The organism is Erythrobacter longus (assembly GCF_000715015.1).
Lineage (GTDB): Bacteria > Pseudomonadota > Alphaproteobacteria > Sphingomonadales > Sphingomonadaceae > Erythrobacter > Erythrobacter longus.
The window spans coordinates 557,546-575,539 of sequence record NZ_JMIW01000003.1 but is presented as its reverse complement, the minus strand read 5'-3'; the positions used below and the strand labels follow the sequence as shown (position 1 = coordinate 575,539).

General features: G+C 58.4%; 19 protein-coding genes. 5 read left to right on the top strand and 14 right to left on the bottom strand.

The window, feature by feature from the left end:
• Positions 1-27 precede the first annotated feature (27 nt).
• The 4 genes from EH31_RS09890 to EH31_RS09875 all read left to right on the top strand — a co-directional run bounded on the left by EH31_RS09890 (position 28) and on the right by EH31_RS09875 (position 2,955).
• Entirely contained in the window at positions 28-813 is a 786-nt protein-coding gene (locus EH31_RS09890; protein WP_081853326.1) for a type IV toxin-antitoxin system AbiEi family antitoxin, read from the top strand.
• 6 nt (positions 814-819) lie between these two features.
• Positions 820-1,737, top strand: a complete 918-nt coding sequence (locus EH31_RS09885; RefSeq protein WP_034959985.1) for a nucleotidyl transferase AbiEii/AbiGii toxin family protein — start codon at positions 820-822, stop codon at positions 1,735-1,737.
• A 300-nt stretch (positions 1,738-2,037) separates the two neighbouring features.
• Positions 2,038-2,247, top strand: coding sequence for a hypothetical protein (locus tag EH31_RS09880; RefSeq protein ID WP_034959984.1), 210 nt, complete (start codon positions 2,038-2,040; stop codon positions 2,245-2,247).
• A gap of 30 nt (positions 2,248-2,277) precedes the next feature.
• A complete protein-coding gene (locus tag EH31_RS09875) occupies positions 2,278-2,955 on the top strand; it encodes a hypothetical protein (protein ID WP_034959983.1) in 678 nt (225 codons plus the stop codon).
• Between the two features lie 8 nt (positions 2,956-2,963).
• Here EH31_RS09875 and EH31_RS09870 read toward each other — a convergent pair whose 3' ends face one another.
• Positions 2,964-3,746, bottom strand: coding sequence for a GntR family transcriptional regulator (locus tag EH31_RS09870; protein WP_034959982.1), 783 nt, complete (start codon positions 3,744-3,746; stop codon positions 2,964-2,966).
• A 178-nt stretch (positions 3,747-3,924) separates the two neighbouring features.
• Here EH31_RS09870 and EH31_RS09865 point away from each other — a divergent pair, with 178 nt between their 5' ends.
• Positions 3,925-4,143: a hypothetical protein gene (locus EH31_RS09865; RefSeq protein WP_034959981.1), complete on the top strand. Its 219-nt coding sequence runs from the start codon at positions 3,925-3,927 to the stop codon at positions 4,141-4,143.
• Positions 4,144-4,147: 4 nt separating this feature from the next.
• Here EH31_RS09865 and EH31_RS09860 read toward each other — a convergent pair whose 3' ends face one another.
• Genes EH31_RS09860 through traC form a run of 13 tightly spaced genes read right to left on the bottom strand, consistent with a single transcriptional unit; the run spans position 4,148 to position 17,989 of the window.
• Entirely contained in the window at positions 4,148-6,967 is a 2,820-nt protein-coding gene (locus EH31_RS09860; protein ID WP_051699130.1) for a conjugal transfer protein TraG N-terminal domain-containing protein, read from the bottom strand.
• A 12-nt stretch (positions 6,968-6,979) separates the two neighbouring features.
• Positions 6,980-8,434: a conjugal transfer protein TraH gene (locus EH31_RS09855; protein WP_081853325.1), complete on the bottom strand. Its 1,455-nt coding sequence runs from the start codon at positions 8,432-8,434 to the stop codon at positions 6,980-6,982.
• Complete coding sequence (locus EH31_RS09850; protein ID WP_034959980.1) at positions 8,434-9,240, bottom strand: conjugal transfer protein TraF; 807 nt, start codon at positions 9,238-9,240, stop codon at positions 8,434-8,436. The genes EH31_RS09855 and EH31_RS09850 overlap by 1 nt, the downstream gene beginning before the upstream one ends.
• Positions 9,237-9,614 (bottom strand): hypothetical protein, encoded by a 378-nt coding sequence (locus tag EH31_RS09845; protein WP_152553527.1) that lies wholly within the window; start codon positions 9,612-9,614, stop codon positions 9,237-9,239. The genes EH31_RS09850 and EH31_RS09845 overlap by 4 nt, the downstream gene beginning before the upstream one ends.
• A 2-nt stretch (positions 9,615-9,616) precedes the next feature.
• Positions 9,617-11,347, bottom strand: coding sequence for a conjugal transfer protein TraN (locus tag EH31_RS09840; RefSeq protein ID WP_034959978.1), 1,731 nt, complete (start codon positions 11,345-11,347; stop codon positions 9,617-9,619).
• Entirely contained in the window at positions 11,344-12,081 is a 738-nt protein-coding gene (gene trbC, locus EH31_RS09835) for a type-F conjugative transfer system pilin assembly protein TrbC (protein ID WP_034959977.1), read from the bottom strand. The genes EH31_RS09840 and trbC overlap by 4 nt, the downstream gene beginning before the upstream one ends.
• Positions 12,082-12,094: 13 nt before the next feature.
• Entirely contained in the window at positions 12,095-13,117 is a 1,023-nt protein-coding gene (gene traU, locus EH31_RS09830) for a conjugal transfer pilus assembly protein TraU (protein WP_034959975.1), read from the bottom strand.
• Complete coding sequence (locus EH31_RS09825; protein ID WP_034959974.1) at positions 13,107-13,379, bottom strand: hypothetical protein; 273 nt, start codon at positions 13,377-13,379, stop codon at positions 13,107-13,109. The genes traU and EH31_RS09825 overlap by 11 nt, the downstream gene beginning before the upstream one ends.
• Positions 13,376-14,032, bottom strand: coding sequence for a type-F conjugative transfer system protein TraW (gene traW / locus EH31_RS09820; protein WP_034959972.1), 657 nt, complete (start codon positions 14,030-14,032; stop codon positions 13,376-13,378). The genes EH31_RS09825 and traW overlap by 4 nt, the downstream gene beginning before the upstream one ends.
• A complete protein-coding gene (locus EH31_RS09815; protein ID WP_034959971.1) occupies positions 14,029-14,565 on the bottom strand; it encodes a S26 family signal peptidase in 537 nt (178 codons plus the stop codon). The genes traW and EH31_RS09815 overlap by 4 nt, the downstream gene beginning before the upstream one ends.
• Entirely contained in the window at positions 14,552-15,100 is a 549-nt protein-coding gene (locus tag EH31_RS16935; protein ID WP_051699129.1) for a TrbI F-type domain-containing protein, read from the bottom strand. The genes EH31_RS09815 and EH31_RS16935 overlap by 14 nt, the downstream gene beginning before the upstream one ends.
• Positions 15,093-15,437 (bottom strand): hypothetical protein, encoded by a 345-nt coding sequence (locus EH31_RS09805; protein ID WP_051699128.1) that lies wholly within the window; start codon positions 15,435-15,437, stop codon positions 15,093-15,095. Before EH31_RS09805 ends, EH31_RS16935 begins: the two co-directional genes overlap by 8 nt.
• A complete protein-coding gene (traC, locus tag EH31_RS09800; RefSeq protein WP_034959969.1) occupies positions 15,434-17,989 on the bottom strand; it encodes a type IV secretion system protein TraC in 2,556 nt (851 codons plus the stop codon). The genes EH31_RS09805 and traC overlap by 4 nt, the downstream gene beginning before the upstream one ends.
• Positions 17,990-17,994: the final 5 nt, after the last annotated feature.

The window sequence follows — 17,994 nt, the reverse complement described above, 5'->3', positions numbered from 1 at the left end:
GTTTGATTATAGTCTAAAACGCTAAATATGGCTACGCGTTCAGACGGTAAACTAAACCAGCTTCTGCAAGAGCTCCCTGAGGGCCTCTTGGTCGATGCCGCCTGGTTGGAGGCAAAGGGCTATTCGTCGGCCCTGCGCAGCCATTATCTCAGCTCAGGCTGGCTCGATAGCCCGACCCGGCGAGTATATCGCAGATCAAGAGGCCACCTCACCTGGCAACAGACGGTGATCTCCCTCCAGTCATTGCTTGACCTCCCACTAACAGTCGGCGGGCGAACCGCACTCGAAGAACAAGGCTATTCGCATTATATCTCGGCGGTCACCCAGCGCGTCTATCTTTATGGGCCGAAAAAACCGCCAACATGGCTGGACGATTTGCCCCTAGAGACTGAATTTGAGTGGCGTAACAACCGCCGCCTGTTTCCCAAAGACGCAGAAGCGCCGCCGCTTCCGACACCGGTCGTATACAGCGCATCCGGAATGCAGCTTCCCATACGATACTCGACTAAAGAGCGTGCGGCCCTCGAGCTTCTCGATGAATTGCCAAAGCATGAAAGCTTCCATCAAGTCGATATGCTGTTCGAGGGGATGAGCACTCTTAGCCCACGCAAATTGCAGCCTCTTCTTGAGAACTGCTCCAGTGTGAAAGTGAAGCGCTTGTTTCTCTTTTTTGCTGACCGGCACAACCATGCATGGCGTTCACATCTTGACCTCTCGAAGATCGATCTTGGTTCCGGAAAGCGTGCGCTGGTCGAGGGCGGAAAGCTCGATACCCGCTACGGCATTATGCTGCCAGCAGAGCTGTTCGAGTAGCGACGCGTGGCCTTCTCGGAGTCCTATCGGCGGCAGGTTGAGCTGTTAATCCGCACCATGCCGTTTGTCGCCGATGAGGACGTATTCGCGCTAAAGGGAGGCACCGCAATCAATCTCTTTGTCCGCGACCTGCCCCGCCTCTCGGTGGATATCGATCTGACTTATCTTCCGGTGCAGGATCGAGCGACTTCACTTGCAACCATCGACAGCTCTCTAACCCGCATAAAAGAGCGGATCGAACAAGAGATACCCGGCGCGGCGGTCACAGGCCTGCCCTCCCCGCAGGACACAATCCTGACCAAGCTCATCGTTCGCGCTGACGGCGTCCAGATCAAAATCGAGGTGACACCTGTCCTACGCGGAACGGTCCATGACCCCGTCTTGAGAAGCGTTGCGCCGGCGGTCGAGGACGCCTTTGGTTTCGCCGAAATGCAAATCGTTTCCTTTGCAGATCTCTACGCTGGCAAGATTGTCGCAGCACTTGACCGCCAGCATCCGCGCGATCTCTTCGATGTCCGAGACCTACTGGCCAACGAAGGGATCGACGATGCTCTGCGACAGGCTTTTGTTGTCTATCTCATCAGCCACAACCGCCCCATGGCGGAAACTCTGGCGCCGGTCCGCAAACCGTTAGCAGAAGAATTCAAGCGCGGGCTGGTTGGGATGACGCAAGAGCCAATCGAGCTTGCCGCACTCGAGGAAACGCGCGAGGCCATCGTCGCCCAAATGGTCGATGGCATGCCGGAGGAGCATCGAGAATTTTTGATCGGCTTCAAAGCCGGCGACCCTGATTGGCAGCTTTTGGATATTCCCCATGCGAAGGACCTCCCAGCGGTCTTGTGGAAGCAGCAAAATCTGAACGCACTTCCCACGGCCAAACGGCTGAACCTAGTCCGCATTTTGGAGGAAGTGCTGCGCAATTAGCGAACCTAGAACTCGGTTTCCGCAGAACCTCACGGGATTTCTTGTCGTTGGCTCAGCCAGACAAAAACGAAAAGTCTTCTGCTCTCGTGCGACTTAGGGGATTTGAGGCTTTCTCTCACGCCCCTGCCCATCAGGCACGGGGAGGAGATGCAGTCGAATCTGACGTCGCTTCGAGGTCGCTCCGATGCGATTGGTTCCCATCTCGAATGCTCTGGAACCTGATACCATGTTGGACCGTATTTTTCTTTAATACTTGCGGTAGTCTAATAAGAGATATGAAACAGGTGGGTAAGACAGTGAATGGGGCAGTATGACGACTTGAAGCGCCTTGTGGAGGCGGTCCACGCTTATCGGACTAGGAGAACCATCCCAGCGGACGCCGAAGAGCTCGATGCAATTTGCACGCGCATTCTGGAGAATGATACCTTCGATGAGACGGCAATCGAATGGAAGCGGATCAGCGACTACGAGCAGGAAGTAAACGGCGGCAGTTGGCCCAAGCCCGATTGATGACCGCAACCAGGCTGCTATCATTTGACCATGAGTGAAGGAGTCGATCAGCTATACCGCGTCGCCATCGAGAAACTGGCTAAAGCTGCAGATTCCGAGATTGAGACATTCAGGCGAGCGATTGCGCAAGGCGAAGGCATTCCGCTCACCCCTTCCCCCGAAGCCTTGGCGAAAGCCGCAGACAAAGACCTTGCCTGGGGTGAATATGCCTTCGGCGAGCTGCGCAGCTTCGGGTTCATCCGCACCAACATAACCAGGTTCGAATGGTATCGCCCAACAGAGACACAGCTGTGGGAGGAACAGGCTGCGCTCGCGGGGATAGAAACGACTGCCATCGTCCGGCTCTCCTCGATGAACTGTACCCCTGCGGTTCCTGAATTGCGCAAGCGGGTTCGAGCGTTCGAGACCGTCGCTGGGTCCGGAAAACCACTGGCAGCCCTCCTCGCTCACCAAAAAATGATGATGGCGGTTGTGGCCGCGACTGGAGAGCGCCACACGCTCGAGGAATATGCAAAGCGAGCCAGCGTCGCACAGATCTATGCCCACTCGAACAGGCTAGACGAGCGGCATCTGGATGGCATGGTCCAGTCCGCGCAGGCCATGTTTGGTCACATCGGCGAGAGCGAGGTCAGGACCTGCGCTGCGGCGGCAGTCGCCATGCGAGTGCATCCGGCGCAGCCGCTGATCGCAGAAGCCGCCCAATGTTAAAGCACTGCTTAGAACGGGTGGGCGTCGAACTCTCGCTCGCCGAGCGGGCTTAAAAGGGGAGTCATAGCCCTTGCGCTACCGGCATAGGTCGGCGCTCCGGTGATTTTCGGCTCGATCGTATGGAAACCATCGTGCCTGTCTTTGGGCGGGTATGATCCCGCAGCCATCTCATCGGCCAGTTTGTGCAGCGCCGGCGCGGTCCCATCGAAGAAAGAGCGGCTCGCCTGCCGCACCCCCTCCATGTCCTTTGCCCGCGCGGCTTCGAGATAGCGATCGGAGGCTTCGACCAGATAGCCCGTGCGCTCAGCGTAAACATCCGACAGCCATTGCAGGCGGAAAAACGCCTGCGGGATGAACTGCTCGACCAATTGTGAGAGTGCGCTGCCCCTTCCCCCCAGAATGATCGTAGTGAACGCGACAGCTCCCAGGAAGAAGTCCTCTTGCCTGTGGGAGAGGTCGCGAACATTGGCGTTGAGGAATTGCTCGGCTGCATCGAGCGTTTCACCACCAACAAGGGCCAGGCGCAGCGCGCCAATCTCGACGATCGCCCCTAGCGCTAGGCGCCATTCCTCAACCTGTTCTTTGGTGAATGACGAAACGACATGCCCTCTTCCGCGCCGAGTGAGGTACCCGCCCGCCCCCAATGAAAGGATGAGCTCGCGCGCCATGGATGCCGAGACCCCGGTATGCTGAACAATATGCTCGAACGTCATCGGCGAGCCGGGTTCAAGCTCTCCGAACAGGATCTTCTCGCGCAAATCTATATAAGTCGCATCGATCTTCGATTGCATTGTGTCCAAACGGCCTGCCTTTTCGACATGTCCCGCCCCCTCGAGTTCCTCAACTTAGCACTGCGCTCAAATCGAAGGTCGAGTAGGTCTCGCGTTGCCCCCCGATTCTTCCCGCAAAAACACGACTTTTATTGCCTGTCACGCTCTTAAATGCTAACGAAAACGTAGGAGAAAAGCGATGGATAACTTCGATCCTCATCGAAATGAAACGCCAGTCGAATATGCGGTGAGGACCGGCGATCCGTCCGAAGGTGCATCGGTGAATGATGGTTATCGTAGTCTCCCAGAAGACAATCGTCAGGACATATACGAGACTTTCTCTACTCTCAGTGTTTTCGAGATAGGCTTCGGTGTGCTGATTGCGGCAATCCTCCTGTTGGTCGGATTGGCGAGCTAGTAGCTCACTGTTCATCACCGCGAAGGCGTCTGTGCAGCGGACTTCTCTCCCGCTGATCGCGATCATAGAAGCGCTCGTCGAACCTGTCGTCTGCCCCACCTAGACCTTCGCGGCTCCGATCGAACTCCTCACGTCGCTCGCCATAACGCGATCCATTGCTTTCATAGCGATCACCCAAACCTTCCGCGCCTTCATCAATCCGCTCGCCTATAGATTCGTCGGCAGAGCCGCTGACGAGGCTGCGTGGTCCGCCATATGAGGGCGCAGGAGTTTTGGAGCGCAGATCCGCCTCGCTGAATTGGCCCGGGCCGGATACGTTGCCAACCACGCTGCCTTCGTCAGGGATAAGATCCCGGTAGGGAGCGACGCGCTCATCATAATAGTCCGAGATGATGTCGCGGGCGACGATTTCATGGGCTGCCTGCTCCTGCGGGGTGTAATCCGTTCTTGCGAGGCTTGGCGCCGTGATGCCCAGTTCGGCCGCCTTCTCTTGATAGCGGCTCGCGACGATCTGGCTCATATCGAAGTTTACATTCGAGCCATAACCATCGCGCGACGACGTATTGTTGCTGAGCGAGGTGGATAGCTCGTCGATCTCGGCAATGCGCTCGTCAATGCGGCGGACTTCCTCAAGCGCTCGTTCGCTGGAGAAAGAGTTGTCCGAGTATCCTTCGCTGCGGTTGAAGCTCCCGCTCTGAGAATAGCTACCAGCGTCTTGCGTGGCGTTCGACCCGTTGGAACGGTTATCCGAGGTCGAGGATTCGAAACCCCGCCCGATCGTACGGTCGCTTCCACGATTCACAGAATCCGTTCGAACCCGCCCGCCATTAATGCCGACCTGCGCACCGCCGTTAAGTCCCGCACCGGAGCCGCGACCTGCGCGACCGGTGGAGTTACCGCGGCCAACGGTCCCACCAACGCCAGCATTTCCGGACTGTGTTGTCTCGTGCCTATCCGTGCTCGTCTGCTGATCGCCCTGTGAGCTTGTGACCCGATCACTCTCAATAATCCCATCCCGTGAATCCAGCGACTGATTGTCGAAGCGTTGCAGATTCTCGCCCGACCGGAACCCTGCCGTGTTCTCGCTTCCGCTGGAATTGCGCACGCCGCTTGTCTGACGGCTCGAGGTGCGATCAAGGAATGAAATGGCACGCGAGCGCTCCTCGCTGAGCGTCGAGCGCGCCGTTTCCAACTCGGAAAGTGTCTGCTGGCGTTCGGCGTTGTTGAACTGGCTGAGCGACGCGCCAAAGGCAAGGCGGCTCATGCCGGGCGATGTGTCGAACACGGTCGAGCCATCGGCGGTTCGCTTGATGAACGTGCCGTTGTCGTTGACCTTGCTCATCATGATCGCACCGCCGGTGTAGGACGGCGCGGTGTTCCACTGGTTCGACTGACGATTGAAGCTTGAGAGATTCATAAAGCTCTCATTCCCGTAGGAATAATTGCCGGTGGTGCGCTCGACAGCCGCCGCTTCGGCCGCCGCCTGCGCGGGCGCGAGCATGGAGGTCGCCTGAGAAGACACTGCCATCGCGCCGCGCGCCATGCCGGCGGCGAGGAACGGGATCGACATCATCAGGAAGCCAGCGATGGTCGCCGTATCCGCGTTGACGGCATCAATGCCCGCCATGCCAGCCATCGTGATCGCACCTGGCGCGGTGGCGTTCAGCGAGTCTGCCGCACGATCCATGATGAACATATGCAAGACCACATAAAGCGGACCCCATGCGGCGAGATAGAAGAAACCTGTAACGTAGCCTTTGAGAGCCGTGACGCCGGTTCGCGGAAAGAGAAAGAGCGGGAAGATGACCGGAAACATCGCGTAAAACACAACCGTGAGCACGATGTTGAGGAGCGGGACCCAGGTCATCGCTTGCTGAGCGATTGAGCTGTAGGTGTTGCGAGCCTGTTCTTCGGCACGGAGCATAGCGAAGGTGTCGCCATCGGCTGCGGACAGGTTGGCGCGGGCCTGCAGGAACGCATCGACAAGCGAGCGCTGCTGGAAGACTTGCTGCGCGGTTTGCGAGCTTCCATGGAAGTGGTTCGCGATCACCGGCATGTCCGCCACCAATTTCGCTTTGGCTGCGGCCGGCGTCAGACCGGGGAACATTTTTCGGCCCTCTTCCTCAAGACCAAGCTCCGTGTAAGCCGCCATCGCCGTCTGCAATTCAGTGTATCCGGCCTGACAGGTGACAATCGTCGACGGTCCCGACACCGGGATCTGCGTCATCGCGCGAGCCGGCGATCCCGGGCCCATATCGACGAGGATATTGTCAGAATTAGCGATCGTGTCGAAATCTTCGAACCCAAGCAAAATATCGTATAACAGACATTGGCGATAATACTCGTCGAGATTAGCGCTGATGCGCGGATCCTTGATCCGAAAGTCCCGCGTGCGGTCCCAGAGCCTAGCTCCATATATGATCCCGTTGTTCGACATTTGCAGCGAATTAGGCATGACAAAGACGGTCTCGGCGGTGCGCGTGAGCCAGTCGCCTGCCGTGGAGCTGATCGATGCAACGAGAGCGAGACCCACCGGAACATTGGCGACGGTGGCGGGCGCCAGAGATGGATTAAGCCGATCGGTGACCTTCACTGTGGTGGTCGGAACAATGAGTGCGCCGAACATCAAGGTCGCCCCCAAGAACCAGTTGAGCCAAGCACGCCAGTTCAAGCTGAACGCAACAACCAAAAGGCTGTAAATGAGGCCCATCACCATCACGACCGTAAGCAGAGAGCGAAAGCCCCCTCCTCCGGTCCATGCACTGACGGCATTGAAGACGTTTACGACGTATTCACCGCCACCGGTCGTGAAGATTTCCAGCATGGCATAGCGTCCTTATTGGATGCCCTGGTTCGAAAGCGCGGTGCTGAAAGACAGCGCCGACGACATTTGCGGGGAGAGATTGTTACGCAGCGTGCTTTCAAGGAAGACCGCGCGCTCGACGATCATCTGCGTGCGGCTTAGCCGCGCGGTCATCTTCTCCGAGTTGTCGCGCAAAACCTCGCCGGCCACAGCGATTTGCTCGCGCCACTGTTCGACCGCATCTTCTTGGCCGTTCTGGAAGGTGCCGACACCGCGTATCGCCAGATTGTAGTGCTGCTGAGCGAGCGTCTCGAGCAAGTCGACCGCGACGACTTCGGCGAGCTCGTTCATGTCGTTATTGGTCATGCCGCCAAGCGTGGCGGCGGCGTTGACCGTCATGATCTTGTAGAGGGGGATGGTCGTCGCGCCCAGCAACCCGATCTCGTCACCGTTCAGCGCAGCGTTGGTCCGGATCTTGGTGTTGATGCCCTCGATCATCGTGCGAACGCGCGGTTTGAGGGCTTCAGAACTCGAAATGGTGAGTGTCTGCTTGGTTGGATTGAGGCACTTGTCAGGCGTGTCGCAATCGAGGATTTCGACCGCGCTGCCGCCATCGAGCAGCGCCGTCAGAAGATCGCTGTTAGCGTTTCCGACGAACTGATACCCCGTGTTCCCACTCGGGTCGCCATCCTGGTAAAAGATGATCGTCCCAACGAATGTCATGAGATATTCGCGAAACTCGACCGAGAAGCTCGGATAGCTCTCGTCCAACATCTCCCAGGTGAAATTGTAGCTTTCGGCCGGAATATCGGGGTCGCTGTTGGCTTGAATGGTCGATGATCGTTGGCCGCCCGTACCGCACTCGTGCCTGCTCTTCGCCCAATCGGAGAACAGACCCTGGCTGTTGCCAACGGATTTGCATATCTCCGAGGACATGCGGTCGGACTTGCCCCACAGACCGCCAACGAGGTTCTGCGCCACCTCGCAGCTGTTCATATTGAACTGGTTCATCTGCTGGGCTTTCTGCGCCATCTCTTCGATGGTCGCGGCGATCTGCGGGCTGATCGATTTGATCGCGAGCTGAAAGGCAAAGCCGAGCGCATTGTTGGCGGTGGCCTTGAGCATCGCTACGATTTCATCGGTGTTGATGAAAGAGAACGAGCCAGAGAATACATCGATGCCCCCGCAACCCGCTTTGATCGATGGGAGTTGAAGATTGACCGGGTCCACATTCTTCTGCGGAAACCGGGTCCAGATGTTCCCGCCTGAATAATAGCCTGCTTGCTGTCCTTGGTAGGCCACCGGTCCCGTGACATTGGCCGCCGCGCCCATGTCATCGAAGAAGTCATTGAGTTCGCCGCCAACATTCGCGCTGACGGGGGTAGCAGCCATGCTCACAGCGGCCAGAGCTGAGAGAGCCACACCTCCTCTGCAGAATGCGCACTTTGCGATCCGTGCGGCCACGCCGCCGTTACTTTGCTGATCCATCAGTAGTCGCTCCCTGGTTCGAGCTGGGTGAGAGAGAAAATGCGCTGCATCACATCGTCAGCAGCCATGACGCCGTATCCGATCGGGATCGGCTGTTCGGTGTGCGTGTCGAAGAGAACAGTCGCCGGCACCGTGCCGCCCTGCAGTCCCATGCGCTGGTACTGGCCCTGGTCGATCACGAAGTTCGGGAAGTGCTCGTTAGGGCCGCCATCCATCGACACCGCGAGCACCTCCAGACCGTACCGGTCCGACAGAGCGCGCATGACGGGCGAAAAGGTTCGGCACGCCGAACAAGTGGAAGAGTAAAAATAGAAGACGCCGTAGCGCTGCGTCAGGGCTTCCATTGAGCCGGTGCGCTGATCGCGCCGGTCTTCGAGCCAGGTTTGCTTGGCAAGCGTCCCTACAGGCCGCTGAAGCGTGTAATCGAGCTCCGGGTTTTGCCAGAGCGCCCGGCTCCAGACATCGGCGAAGGTTGAGGCGCGATCGAGCTGCTGGCGCTGAAAGCGAATGTAGTTGACGATATTGTCCTGCGTCGGATCAAGAATGGCCCGCGCTTTCAATTCATCGAGCTGCTGCGTGATCGCCTCCATGCGCTTCATCGCCGGTTCTGGCGAGGGCGCAGCTGCGGCAGCGCGTTCGCGCGTCTCGCGCTTCGCTTTTTCCGAGTTGCAGTAGAACCAGCTCCCTAGCTTGCGTTCTTCGCAATAGAACTCATCGCGATCCTGGTTCGCGACAGTCTGCGCGAGCGAGGGTCCGGTTACGGTCGCTGCTATCGCGGCGAGGCTGAGAACAGCTAGTTTTTTCATGGGCATTTTCCTTTTTCGAGATCGAGCATCTGGAGGAGAAAGGCCGTCTTGAAATTCCCCCGGCCGCGGTCGATCATGCGGATCATTCCGCCGGACAATGTCGTGGCGGCATCAACGCCGGCTTCGGTGAGGCAGAAATCGAGCCCCTCACCGCTCGAGGGCTGGAACCAGCCCTTGCCCTGCAGCCGGGCAAGCGAGGCGCTTAGCTCGGAGCGGCTCGCGGGCCGCAAAAACCACTGCCTGATCAGAGCGAGCATTTCCTCCTCGCTGGTTGCAAGCTCGCGGCCGATCGCGACGCTCACGGCAAGATCGAGCACTTGAGCGGGCGGAAAAGGATCGCCGCTTTCAATGGCAAGGATATCGGCACCCGGCACGATCAAACGCCTCCGTGGAGGTTGTAATAATTCTCAATTTTCTCTTGGATTTGGATCGACATCTCGATCTCATCAGGCAGCTTGGCTGCGTCCACGAACTCGGCGTAGACTTCCGCAAAATCCATCTGGCTCAAGTCGAGCTGCTGGAACTGCGCAATCAGAAACCCTTCGCAGTCGGGCTCCTTGGGCTCGCCCCAATCCATTCCGAGCTGTGCCTTGCCCTGCTCATTGAGGATGCGAACGAGCTTGCTGCCGTAGCAACAATAGGACTGCTTCTTGGTGGTGCAGACGCCGAGGATCTTGTTCGAGCAATACGTACCGACATTGTAGCAGAGACCTTCGTCGTCCTTTGTGTCGACGTCGCGATCTTCGCTGCTGCACAAGAACGGTGTGAGGAGCGGAACGCCTTTCCCGCTGCAGCAGTTGGAGAGTCCGAACAGCTTCTTGGTGCATTTGAGGTTTTCGCCGCTGAATATCTTCAGCGCGCCCGGATCGAACTCATCGCGCAGCTCGCCCATGGCGTTCATGGCGACCATCGCGTCCTTGAACTCCGTCGAGGCTTCGCGCTCGATGCTGGTGCATTCTCCATCGATACAATAGAGATCACCTGCGCAGACATAGGCTGGCAGCGGTGCTGCGCCCGTGTTCCCCGTGCTGCATTGGTACCAGCGGTCGTAGACGTTGCAGGTTACGCCGTCGGCGTCATAGCTCAGGCAATCATCATGGCTGTATGTGCACTCGGGACGGGCGTCTAAATCGCCGCAATCGTTTGCAGGATTAACGTCCTGGCACTGATAGGTGCGTTCCCATTCCCAACAGGCGCGGGTGACGTCAAGACCGTTGATATTGCGCGTCTCATTGGGTGAGACGCAGACTTCGGTTTCGAGCGAACAAGTCGCATTTCCCCTCGCGCTCTGACAAATGCTCTCGTCAACGCTTTCGCTAGCGATCGACAGTGTATTGCGCTCGCGATACGCCCAACCGGACAGCGGCTCGTCGCAAGCGAATGTGTCGATAGTCGTGGGCTCGGGTTCTGTGCAGTCGTTGATCGTTCCCTGAAGGCAAATAATGGGGCCGGGGCGACTGCTTTCACGCCGACAACTTGCCCCTTGAGAATTCGCATCCGTGATTAACGAGGTGCAGGCCTCAGGAATATAATTTACGTGGAAGATCGAATAGCTCGTGCACTCGTGCAGATAGTCTATTCGTCCGGTAACCTGGACATTGAGTGGCGCCGCGCAGGTCCTGGCTTCATCATAGGGCTCAGACCCCTGATTGCAGCTTTCCAGATACGTGGTGGTCCCGCCGCCACCCGGAGGGAGCGGATTGCAGGCTCCAGATGAGCCACTTGGGCCTCCACCCGGCCCCAGATATGTATCGGGATCAGCCTCGATGGCCTGAGCGGACGATAAGTCGATCGTCGCCGGATCAAACGTGGTGCGATAAGGGTCAACCACCACTTGGTAATTTTCCTGATATCGCTGCGCTTCACCGGCTGTGCTCAAGCCAACCGGGTCTTCGACATAGTCCAAGTGCGGAAAGTCGGTGCCGCCATATGTGGGCACTTCAGCTTCAGCGCCGGAGGCAAGAATGGAATCGTTCGTACTGTCCCGCACCCCCTCGCCCAGCGCTTCGCCTTCGGCGCGCGCTTCCGAGGATGTCATCTGAGCATGAGCGAGCTGACCGGTCGCGAGAAGCGCAGCGCACACAACAGGCAAGCGCAGGCCATTCATCGCGTCCCCCGAATATTCGACAGCGCGAGACGCGAAACGGGCGCGCCCGGACCATTGGCATCGGCAAAGGTCTCAAGAACGTAAGCGACGCTGACATTGCCCGCGATGCGATCATGCGGCGGCGGCCTGGTAACGCAATCAAGCTGGTCGCACGGTTCGAAATCACTCGAAAGCGCGACATAGGTGGGCACACGGTCCACACCAAATGACCGAAATAAACGTGGATCAATCGCCACATTGCTTGCGCCCGCCTGGTCGACCACATTGCGAATTCCAGTGATGAAGTCCTGCGGATTGTCGGCTGCAAACCCTCGGAAAACGACGACACCGCCTGCTTTGGTGGTGTCAGCAATCATCTGCGACAACGCTTCTTCCGGCATGGAGAGGCTGGCAAACGCGATAAAGAGCGGCGCGCCCTTGGGGCTCGCTATGCCAGCCTTAGCACCAGCAACCATTTCGTCGAAATCAAATGGGCCATCACCGCCTGCGATCTCGGAGACGTCAAGGTCCTCGATCGCGGCGTAACCGTCCTGGACAACCGTCTCGGCTTCCTCGCGGTGCGTTTCACTGTTTGTCGTCGCGTAGTCGAATAGGGCTTGTGCGTCATCGCGAAACTCATCCGCGCGCGCTTCGATCGCGTTGGGATCGAAGCCATCAACACTTTGCGCAAAGACCATCGTCACACCGCCAAGAGCGGTCAGCGCGGCAGTTCCCAGCACAAGGTTGAGTTTCATATCCCCCCTCCTCTCAAAGCACGCAGCAATTGCGCTTGCGCCACAGGAGGAAGCCGACATCTTCTCCTTTCACTGGATAGACCTGTCCCGACTTGGGCAGGATCGTGGTCGCGCCAATCGGCGAGCAGCTCTCGCGCCCACTCACCATGGGCGTGGGATTGACCTGTTGCAGACGGTATTGGCTCTTTTTCAGGATCGGCATGATGTACTTGGAGCACAGCGCCTTTGATCCGCTCGTGCCCCAGGCCAGTCCCTGACGGTGCATCTTGAAGACCATGCGCTCGGCTGCGAGGCGTGAGGATTGCTTGATCCCGATATTCGCACCGATATTGCCGTTCATCGGGTACATGGGACCCTGGCAACCAGAGCACCAGAAGAGTTCGTCGATCGGCAGCTTTGCCGTCGCAGAGATGCAATCGGCTGAGCACGCAGCCTGCGCGATCGGTGTGGTGAAGAGCGCTGCTTCGGGGTTTAGCAATGCGGTCAGCTCGTCATCCTGCCAGAGCGGATCGATTTCGCTCATATAGGCAATGTCGAAAGAGCTCGCTTCAAGGCATAGGAAATCGGTGACGACCTCGAGCCAGTAGAGGAGCGGATAGATGTAATAATGGACGTGGTACTTCGCCGTCATCTGCGACTGTCCGCCGATCTGCGAGACGTTGGAGGCGTAGCCGTTGCCAATGGGAAAGCCGGGATCGAGCTTGATGCCGCCGAGATTGGGAAAGCACCAGGGTTTGGTCGAGACGTCGATCAGACGCACCGGCTCCCAGAAGCCCATGGCAAGACCAATACGCGGCACCGGCGTTCCGCACGCGCAGATGGGAAGATCCGGGTTCTTGGTGTCCGCGCGCGAGCTCGGCCAGATCTTGAGCGATCCGAGCGAAAGCGGGAACATGCAGCCCCAGCACACATCGGTTATCGGATTGACGAAGGACCCGGAGCAGCGGCCTTGGCCAGTTGGGAGCTCGGCCGAAGCAGGAGCTGACATTGCAAGCGCCGCGAGCGCAGCCAATGGAACAAGGAGCTTACGCAGCATCGTCTCTCTCCCTGAAGAGCCACGCATCGTCGGCCGCGTCCTTGGCCTTGAGCCACAACCAGCCTTGGACAAGAGCATAGGTTGCACCAGCGACTAGAAGCGGAAGCGCGAAGGAGCCGATGGCGGAACGTAGCAGCCCAAAGAACAAAACGATGGTCGCAACGAGGACACACGATGCGGTCGTTCGATAGCGCGCCTTGCGGAGCTCTCGTGTTTCAGGCGCGGCCAACGGCACGGGCATCATATCGGCGAAGCGGCTCATGCCCCTGCTCCTTTCCGCGCAATCGCCTGCTCGGTCACACGCAAAACCTCGCCCTGTTGTTCGACAAGCGCGGGGGTGCGCGTGATCCCAAAATGGCTGGTGAGCTTTCCGTCCTGGTCGAAATAGAAACGGCGTTGGTGCGTTTTCATCAATTCAAACGGAGAACCGTCGACGAAGATGATCTTCGCTTGGGGCTCGGAGCCGTGCTGCAAGGCCCATTCGACCTGCTCGACATCATCGCCATCGACGAAGACGAGGGCCTTACTGAGCACTGAGGTGGCAAGCGGGTTCACACGCTGGCCAGCAGCCGCGATGAGATTGCCCTTGTGATCGCGAATGTCGTTCTCAACCACGATCGAAGGATCGAACTCCCAGCTGCGGGTTACCTCGGCGCGCGCAATACCGCTTACAGGAACCGGACGCATCACGCGCTGTTTGACCTTGGCCATAAAGCGCTGGTTGAGCTCATCGAGCTTGCCGGTGGCTTGCGCATGATCGAGGCGCGCTTTGATAATCGACATAAGATCAGGTTCTATGATGGGCCACGTCTGACCCATCTGACCATGATCGACGGCCTGCGCTGCCGGAGACGGAGACGCACTTGCCGAAGCGCCCAGCGCCAGTAGCGCGGCAAGAAGGAAGCGGCGCTTCACAGGATTGGCTGCCCGGTGCCGACCAGTCGGTCACGGCACACAAACCCGATATGCGAATACCGGCTGTCGAACCCATCCTTATGCGGAGTGGCCGCGAAGACGCAGCCTTTGGGCACGGCGCCTACGGGGCCTTTAGTAAGCGGGTCGCCGTTTTTGGTGAGGGGTTTGAGCGATGCGATACGCTCGCCATTCACCATGACATCGCCGCCTTCGCGGCTCACGATATCGCCGGGTATGCCGAACGCGATCTTAGCAAAGGCTTCGGGTTCATCACCAAAATATTTCTTGGTGACCGGGTCATAGCCTGGATGGAAGATCACGTAATCGCCGCGCTTCGGAAAGCCGCCGCCGGAAACAAGGAAAGCCCAATTCGGCAGCGAATCCGTCGCGTTGATCATCAAGGCGTGGCTCTGCGACCATTCATCGAGCGCGCTCACCGCGCCGACCACGCCGCAAAGAGCCGCGACCGCGAGAAGTTTGCCTTTGGTCGAGAGACGCTTGGTCTTGGGCCACCCGGTCTTAGCGCGCGCCATCACCCTCGCCTCCCTCACTGGATGCCATGAAGGCCTGCATTTCGCTCTGAACGCGAGCGGCCTGAGATGACTGCTCCCCGTTCGGCGCTTGCGCGATCTGCGGGCGCGGGACCTTGGCGTAGACAGCCGCCTTCACGCTTTCGGTCACATCGGGAATATCCCCTCCGATAACGGCTTCATCAACCAGGATGACTTTGCCGCTCTCAGACAGATCAGCGACAGTGTGATCCAGTGTGGTCATGAACATGCCGGTTTGCTGAGCTGCGGTCTGCTCATCGGCGCTCGAACGCGCCTGAGCTGTAAGATATTCGCTGATGATCGATTGCAGCTGCAGCTGGACGAATTCTGGTTCGCTGGCGTCTTCCGTAACGAGGTTCTTGGTAACCCATGCACCCCAGATGAAGATCGCAATCGCCGCCAGCAGCATGACAATTTCGCGCGGCGACATTCCCGCAAAACGGCGCACAGGTTTCACAACCGACGGCGGTGGCGCTGGTTTGCCTGGGTTGTCCGCATGCTCAAAAAGGTCATTCATGGTCAGCTCCTTTGGCGTCAAAGGCAGCGCGAAGGCTCGCGCGCCGGAAGAAACTGATGAGGGCAAAAGCAATGCCGAGGACGGAGCACACAATCATGTGAAACTGCGCCTGCCGCGCCGCGTCCGCCTCGAGATAGCGCGAGGCGAGATTGTCAACCTGAAGCATTGTGCCGGACAGCGTGAAGCTCCCGAGAAGCCAGAAGAACAGTGTCGCAACGCCCAGCGTAGCCATCACGGTCGTGGCGATCCAACCAGCAAGCCGGAGACTCACAAGCAACGCGTCCTGCCTGCGTTGTTGGTGGCGTTCGTCGATGCTCTGATTAAACAGGGTGTTCATTCCGCCGCCTCCCGCAAGGGAGCCACATCGGGGAATGCGACCGCTTCAATCGCTTCTTGCATAGTGCAGCCGCAGTGAACGAGATCCTCGATCTCGGCGAAAACGTCAGGGCTGGAGGAATAAAGCGTTCCTGAGAACCGATCGAGTACGAGACGCCCAACACTTTCGGTGTCGGGACCCCGAATGAAGATATCCGAATAATCGATCCCGTTGCGCTTCAGGCTTCGCAGCAGCGCCTCGGTCATTCCGTCCATCTCGAAGCGATCCGAATTCCGGAAGTCCGAAATCGTCTCGCCCTTCTGCTGAAGGATCAAGAACCAGTCGGAGTTTTCAAGCGCGGCGCGCGAGCCCTCTGATTTGTAATAATCGTGGATCGATTGGGTCGCGGTGATGAGCGAGCCGCCATATTTTCGGCATGTGCGCGAATAGGTCTCGACAAAGTCAGCCATCGCCCCGCCCTTCAGCATCTGCCAGGCCTCATCGATGATAAGCGGCTTAGGCGTCGCGCGATCCATGCGGCGCATGACTTGCGAGGCGATGAACATGATCGAGGTCAGCACCACACCGCGCAGCTCCTCGCGGGTTGCGAGGTCCGAGAGCTCGAACACCGTCAGATCAGCCGAAAGATCGAGATTGGCATCGCCAAGAAAGAACCGACCGAATGTCCCACTTGACGCGAAAGGCAAAAGCGACGTGGCCAAATCATAGGCGTAGGGGTGTTCAGCCTCTTTAAGCGCAGCGATCACGTGGTCGACCGTCCCGTCACGGCCGTGGGCATCCCAGACCACGTTGACCGCCTGATCTATCAACCCGCGCTCGGTATCGTTGAGGCGCGTTTCGTTGCGCGCCATCTGCGAAATGATCGACTTGAGCATGGCAAGACAATCGACGAGGTAATCGTCGTCCCCTTCCGCGAGCTCTTCATCGATCATGCGGAACGGATTGATCGAAATGCCCGACGAGAGCTTGAACTCGGTGAAGGTTCCGCCAAGCGCTTTGGCCATGTGTTCAAAGCTGCGCCCGTCATCAATGACGATGGTCTTGGCCCCGACGCCAGCAAAGCTCGCGGTGAGATCCTGCAGCAGCACCGACTTGCCTGAACCCGACTTGCCTGCAATCGCGACATTGTGGTTGCCGGCTGAATTCTGGAACGGGGACCAGAATTGCGGCTGACCGCGCCGCCCGATGAACAAGCAATGGGGAATATTCCCGCCGACATATTCCCCCTGGATCGGCGCGATCGCGGCAACATTCGCTGAGCGCATCGTGCGCAGCCGCTTCATGCGCTTCAGATCATGGTCGAGCCCATCCGCGACCATTAGCGGAAAATGCGACATGAAGGCCGGAAGCTGGATATGGGTCTCATCGATGAGGTCCCACCCACTCGCCTTATACAGCGCCTTAAGTGTCCGTTCGCAGGGCTCCCCCCTCCCCTTCGGAGAAACAATCGTAACCGCATAATAGCATTGGATGAGCTTCTCGCCTTGTTTCACACGGTCCTGGACAAACTCCCACTCGCTCGCCTCAGTTCGCAGCTTTGGGACCAGCTTCACGCCCTTCCCTTCCGCGAGAGAAGTAGTCCGCGCATGCTTATATCCCGCTTTGCCCTCGGAGGATTCTTGGCTCGGGATGATCCCGCAGACTGTTTGGAGAACAGGGCACGGCAGGCTGAGCTTGGGATTGAAGATATCGCCGATCATCTTCTGAGTGTCCCACGGGGCCCAGCGATCAGGGAAATTGCGCACGGCCATTGTGCGGATATCGAAGCGCTCCGGCACGAAGTCCTTCATTTCGGGCACGCCTTCGACTGTAGCACCGGTCGGGCGCAAAGATTGCGCATGAAGGATCACGCGATCCCTTTCGACATGCGTCACGAGGTCGCGGCGAACGCATTGCTCGTTAATCGGATCGAACCGATTGTAGCCGGGCACCTCGTCGCCAGCCCCGGTTGAAGGCGCAAGCATTTCATCGAACAACCGGATGAGATCGGTCGGCTCGTATTCCTTGACCGGAACGTCGATCGATTCCAGCGCGGAGATAATCCCGTCGCGCATGGTCAGCAGATCTTCGCTCGAAAGCGATGACCCATCCGTAGCCCCAACCGACATAATGACCCGAAAATTGCGTACGAAAAACGGTCCGTCGCTGGCCAGCGTCGACCACGCGCCGCCCGTAAGCTTGTCGAGCCGGTGGCGAGCTAGGGTCTGGAACACGCCCGAGGCTTTGAACCGCGGCAACGCCCAGACTTGCAGTTTCTCGGCAACCCGCGGACTTGAATAGTTCGTCACGCTGAACTTGGTCCCTGGCAGCAATATGTCGGAGAAGATCGAGCCGATCATGTCACTGACGCGATCATTCGCACCAACTAAGGGAGCGAGCTCAAGAATGAATCCCTTGGAGCGGACTTGATGGAAGATCCGCTTGTCCTCGTCGAACGAGCGGTAGCCGAGATAATGCGAGAGCATCGGTATCGCCGCTGGCCGTGCATTTTGCTCCGGCTTGCGACTGTCGCCAACGACGAGATCGACAATGTTGTTGAGGACGTTGCCCATCGCGG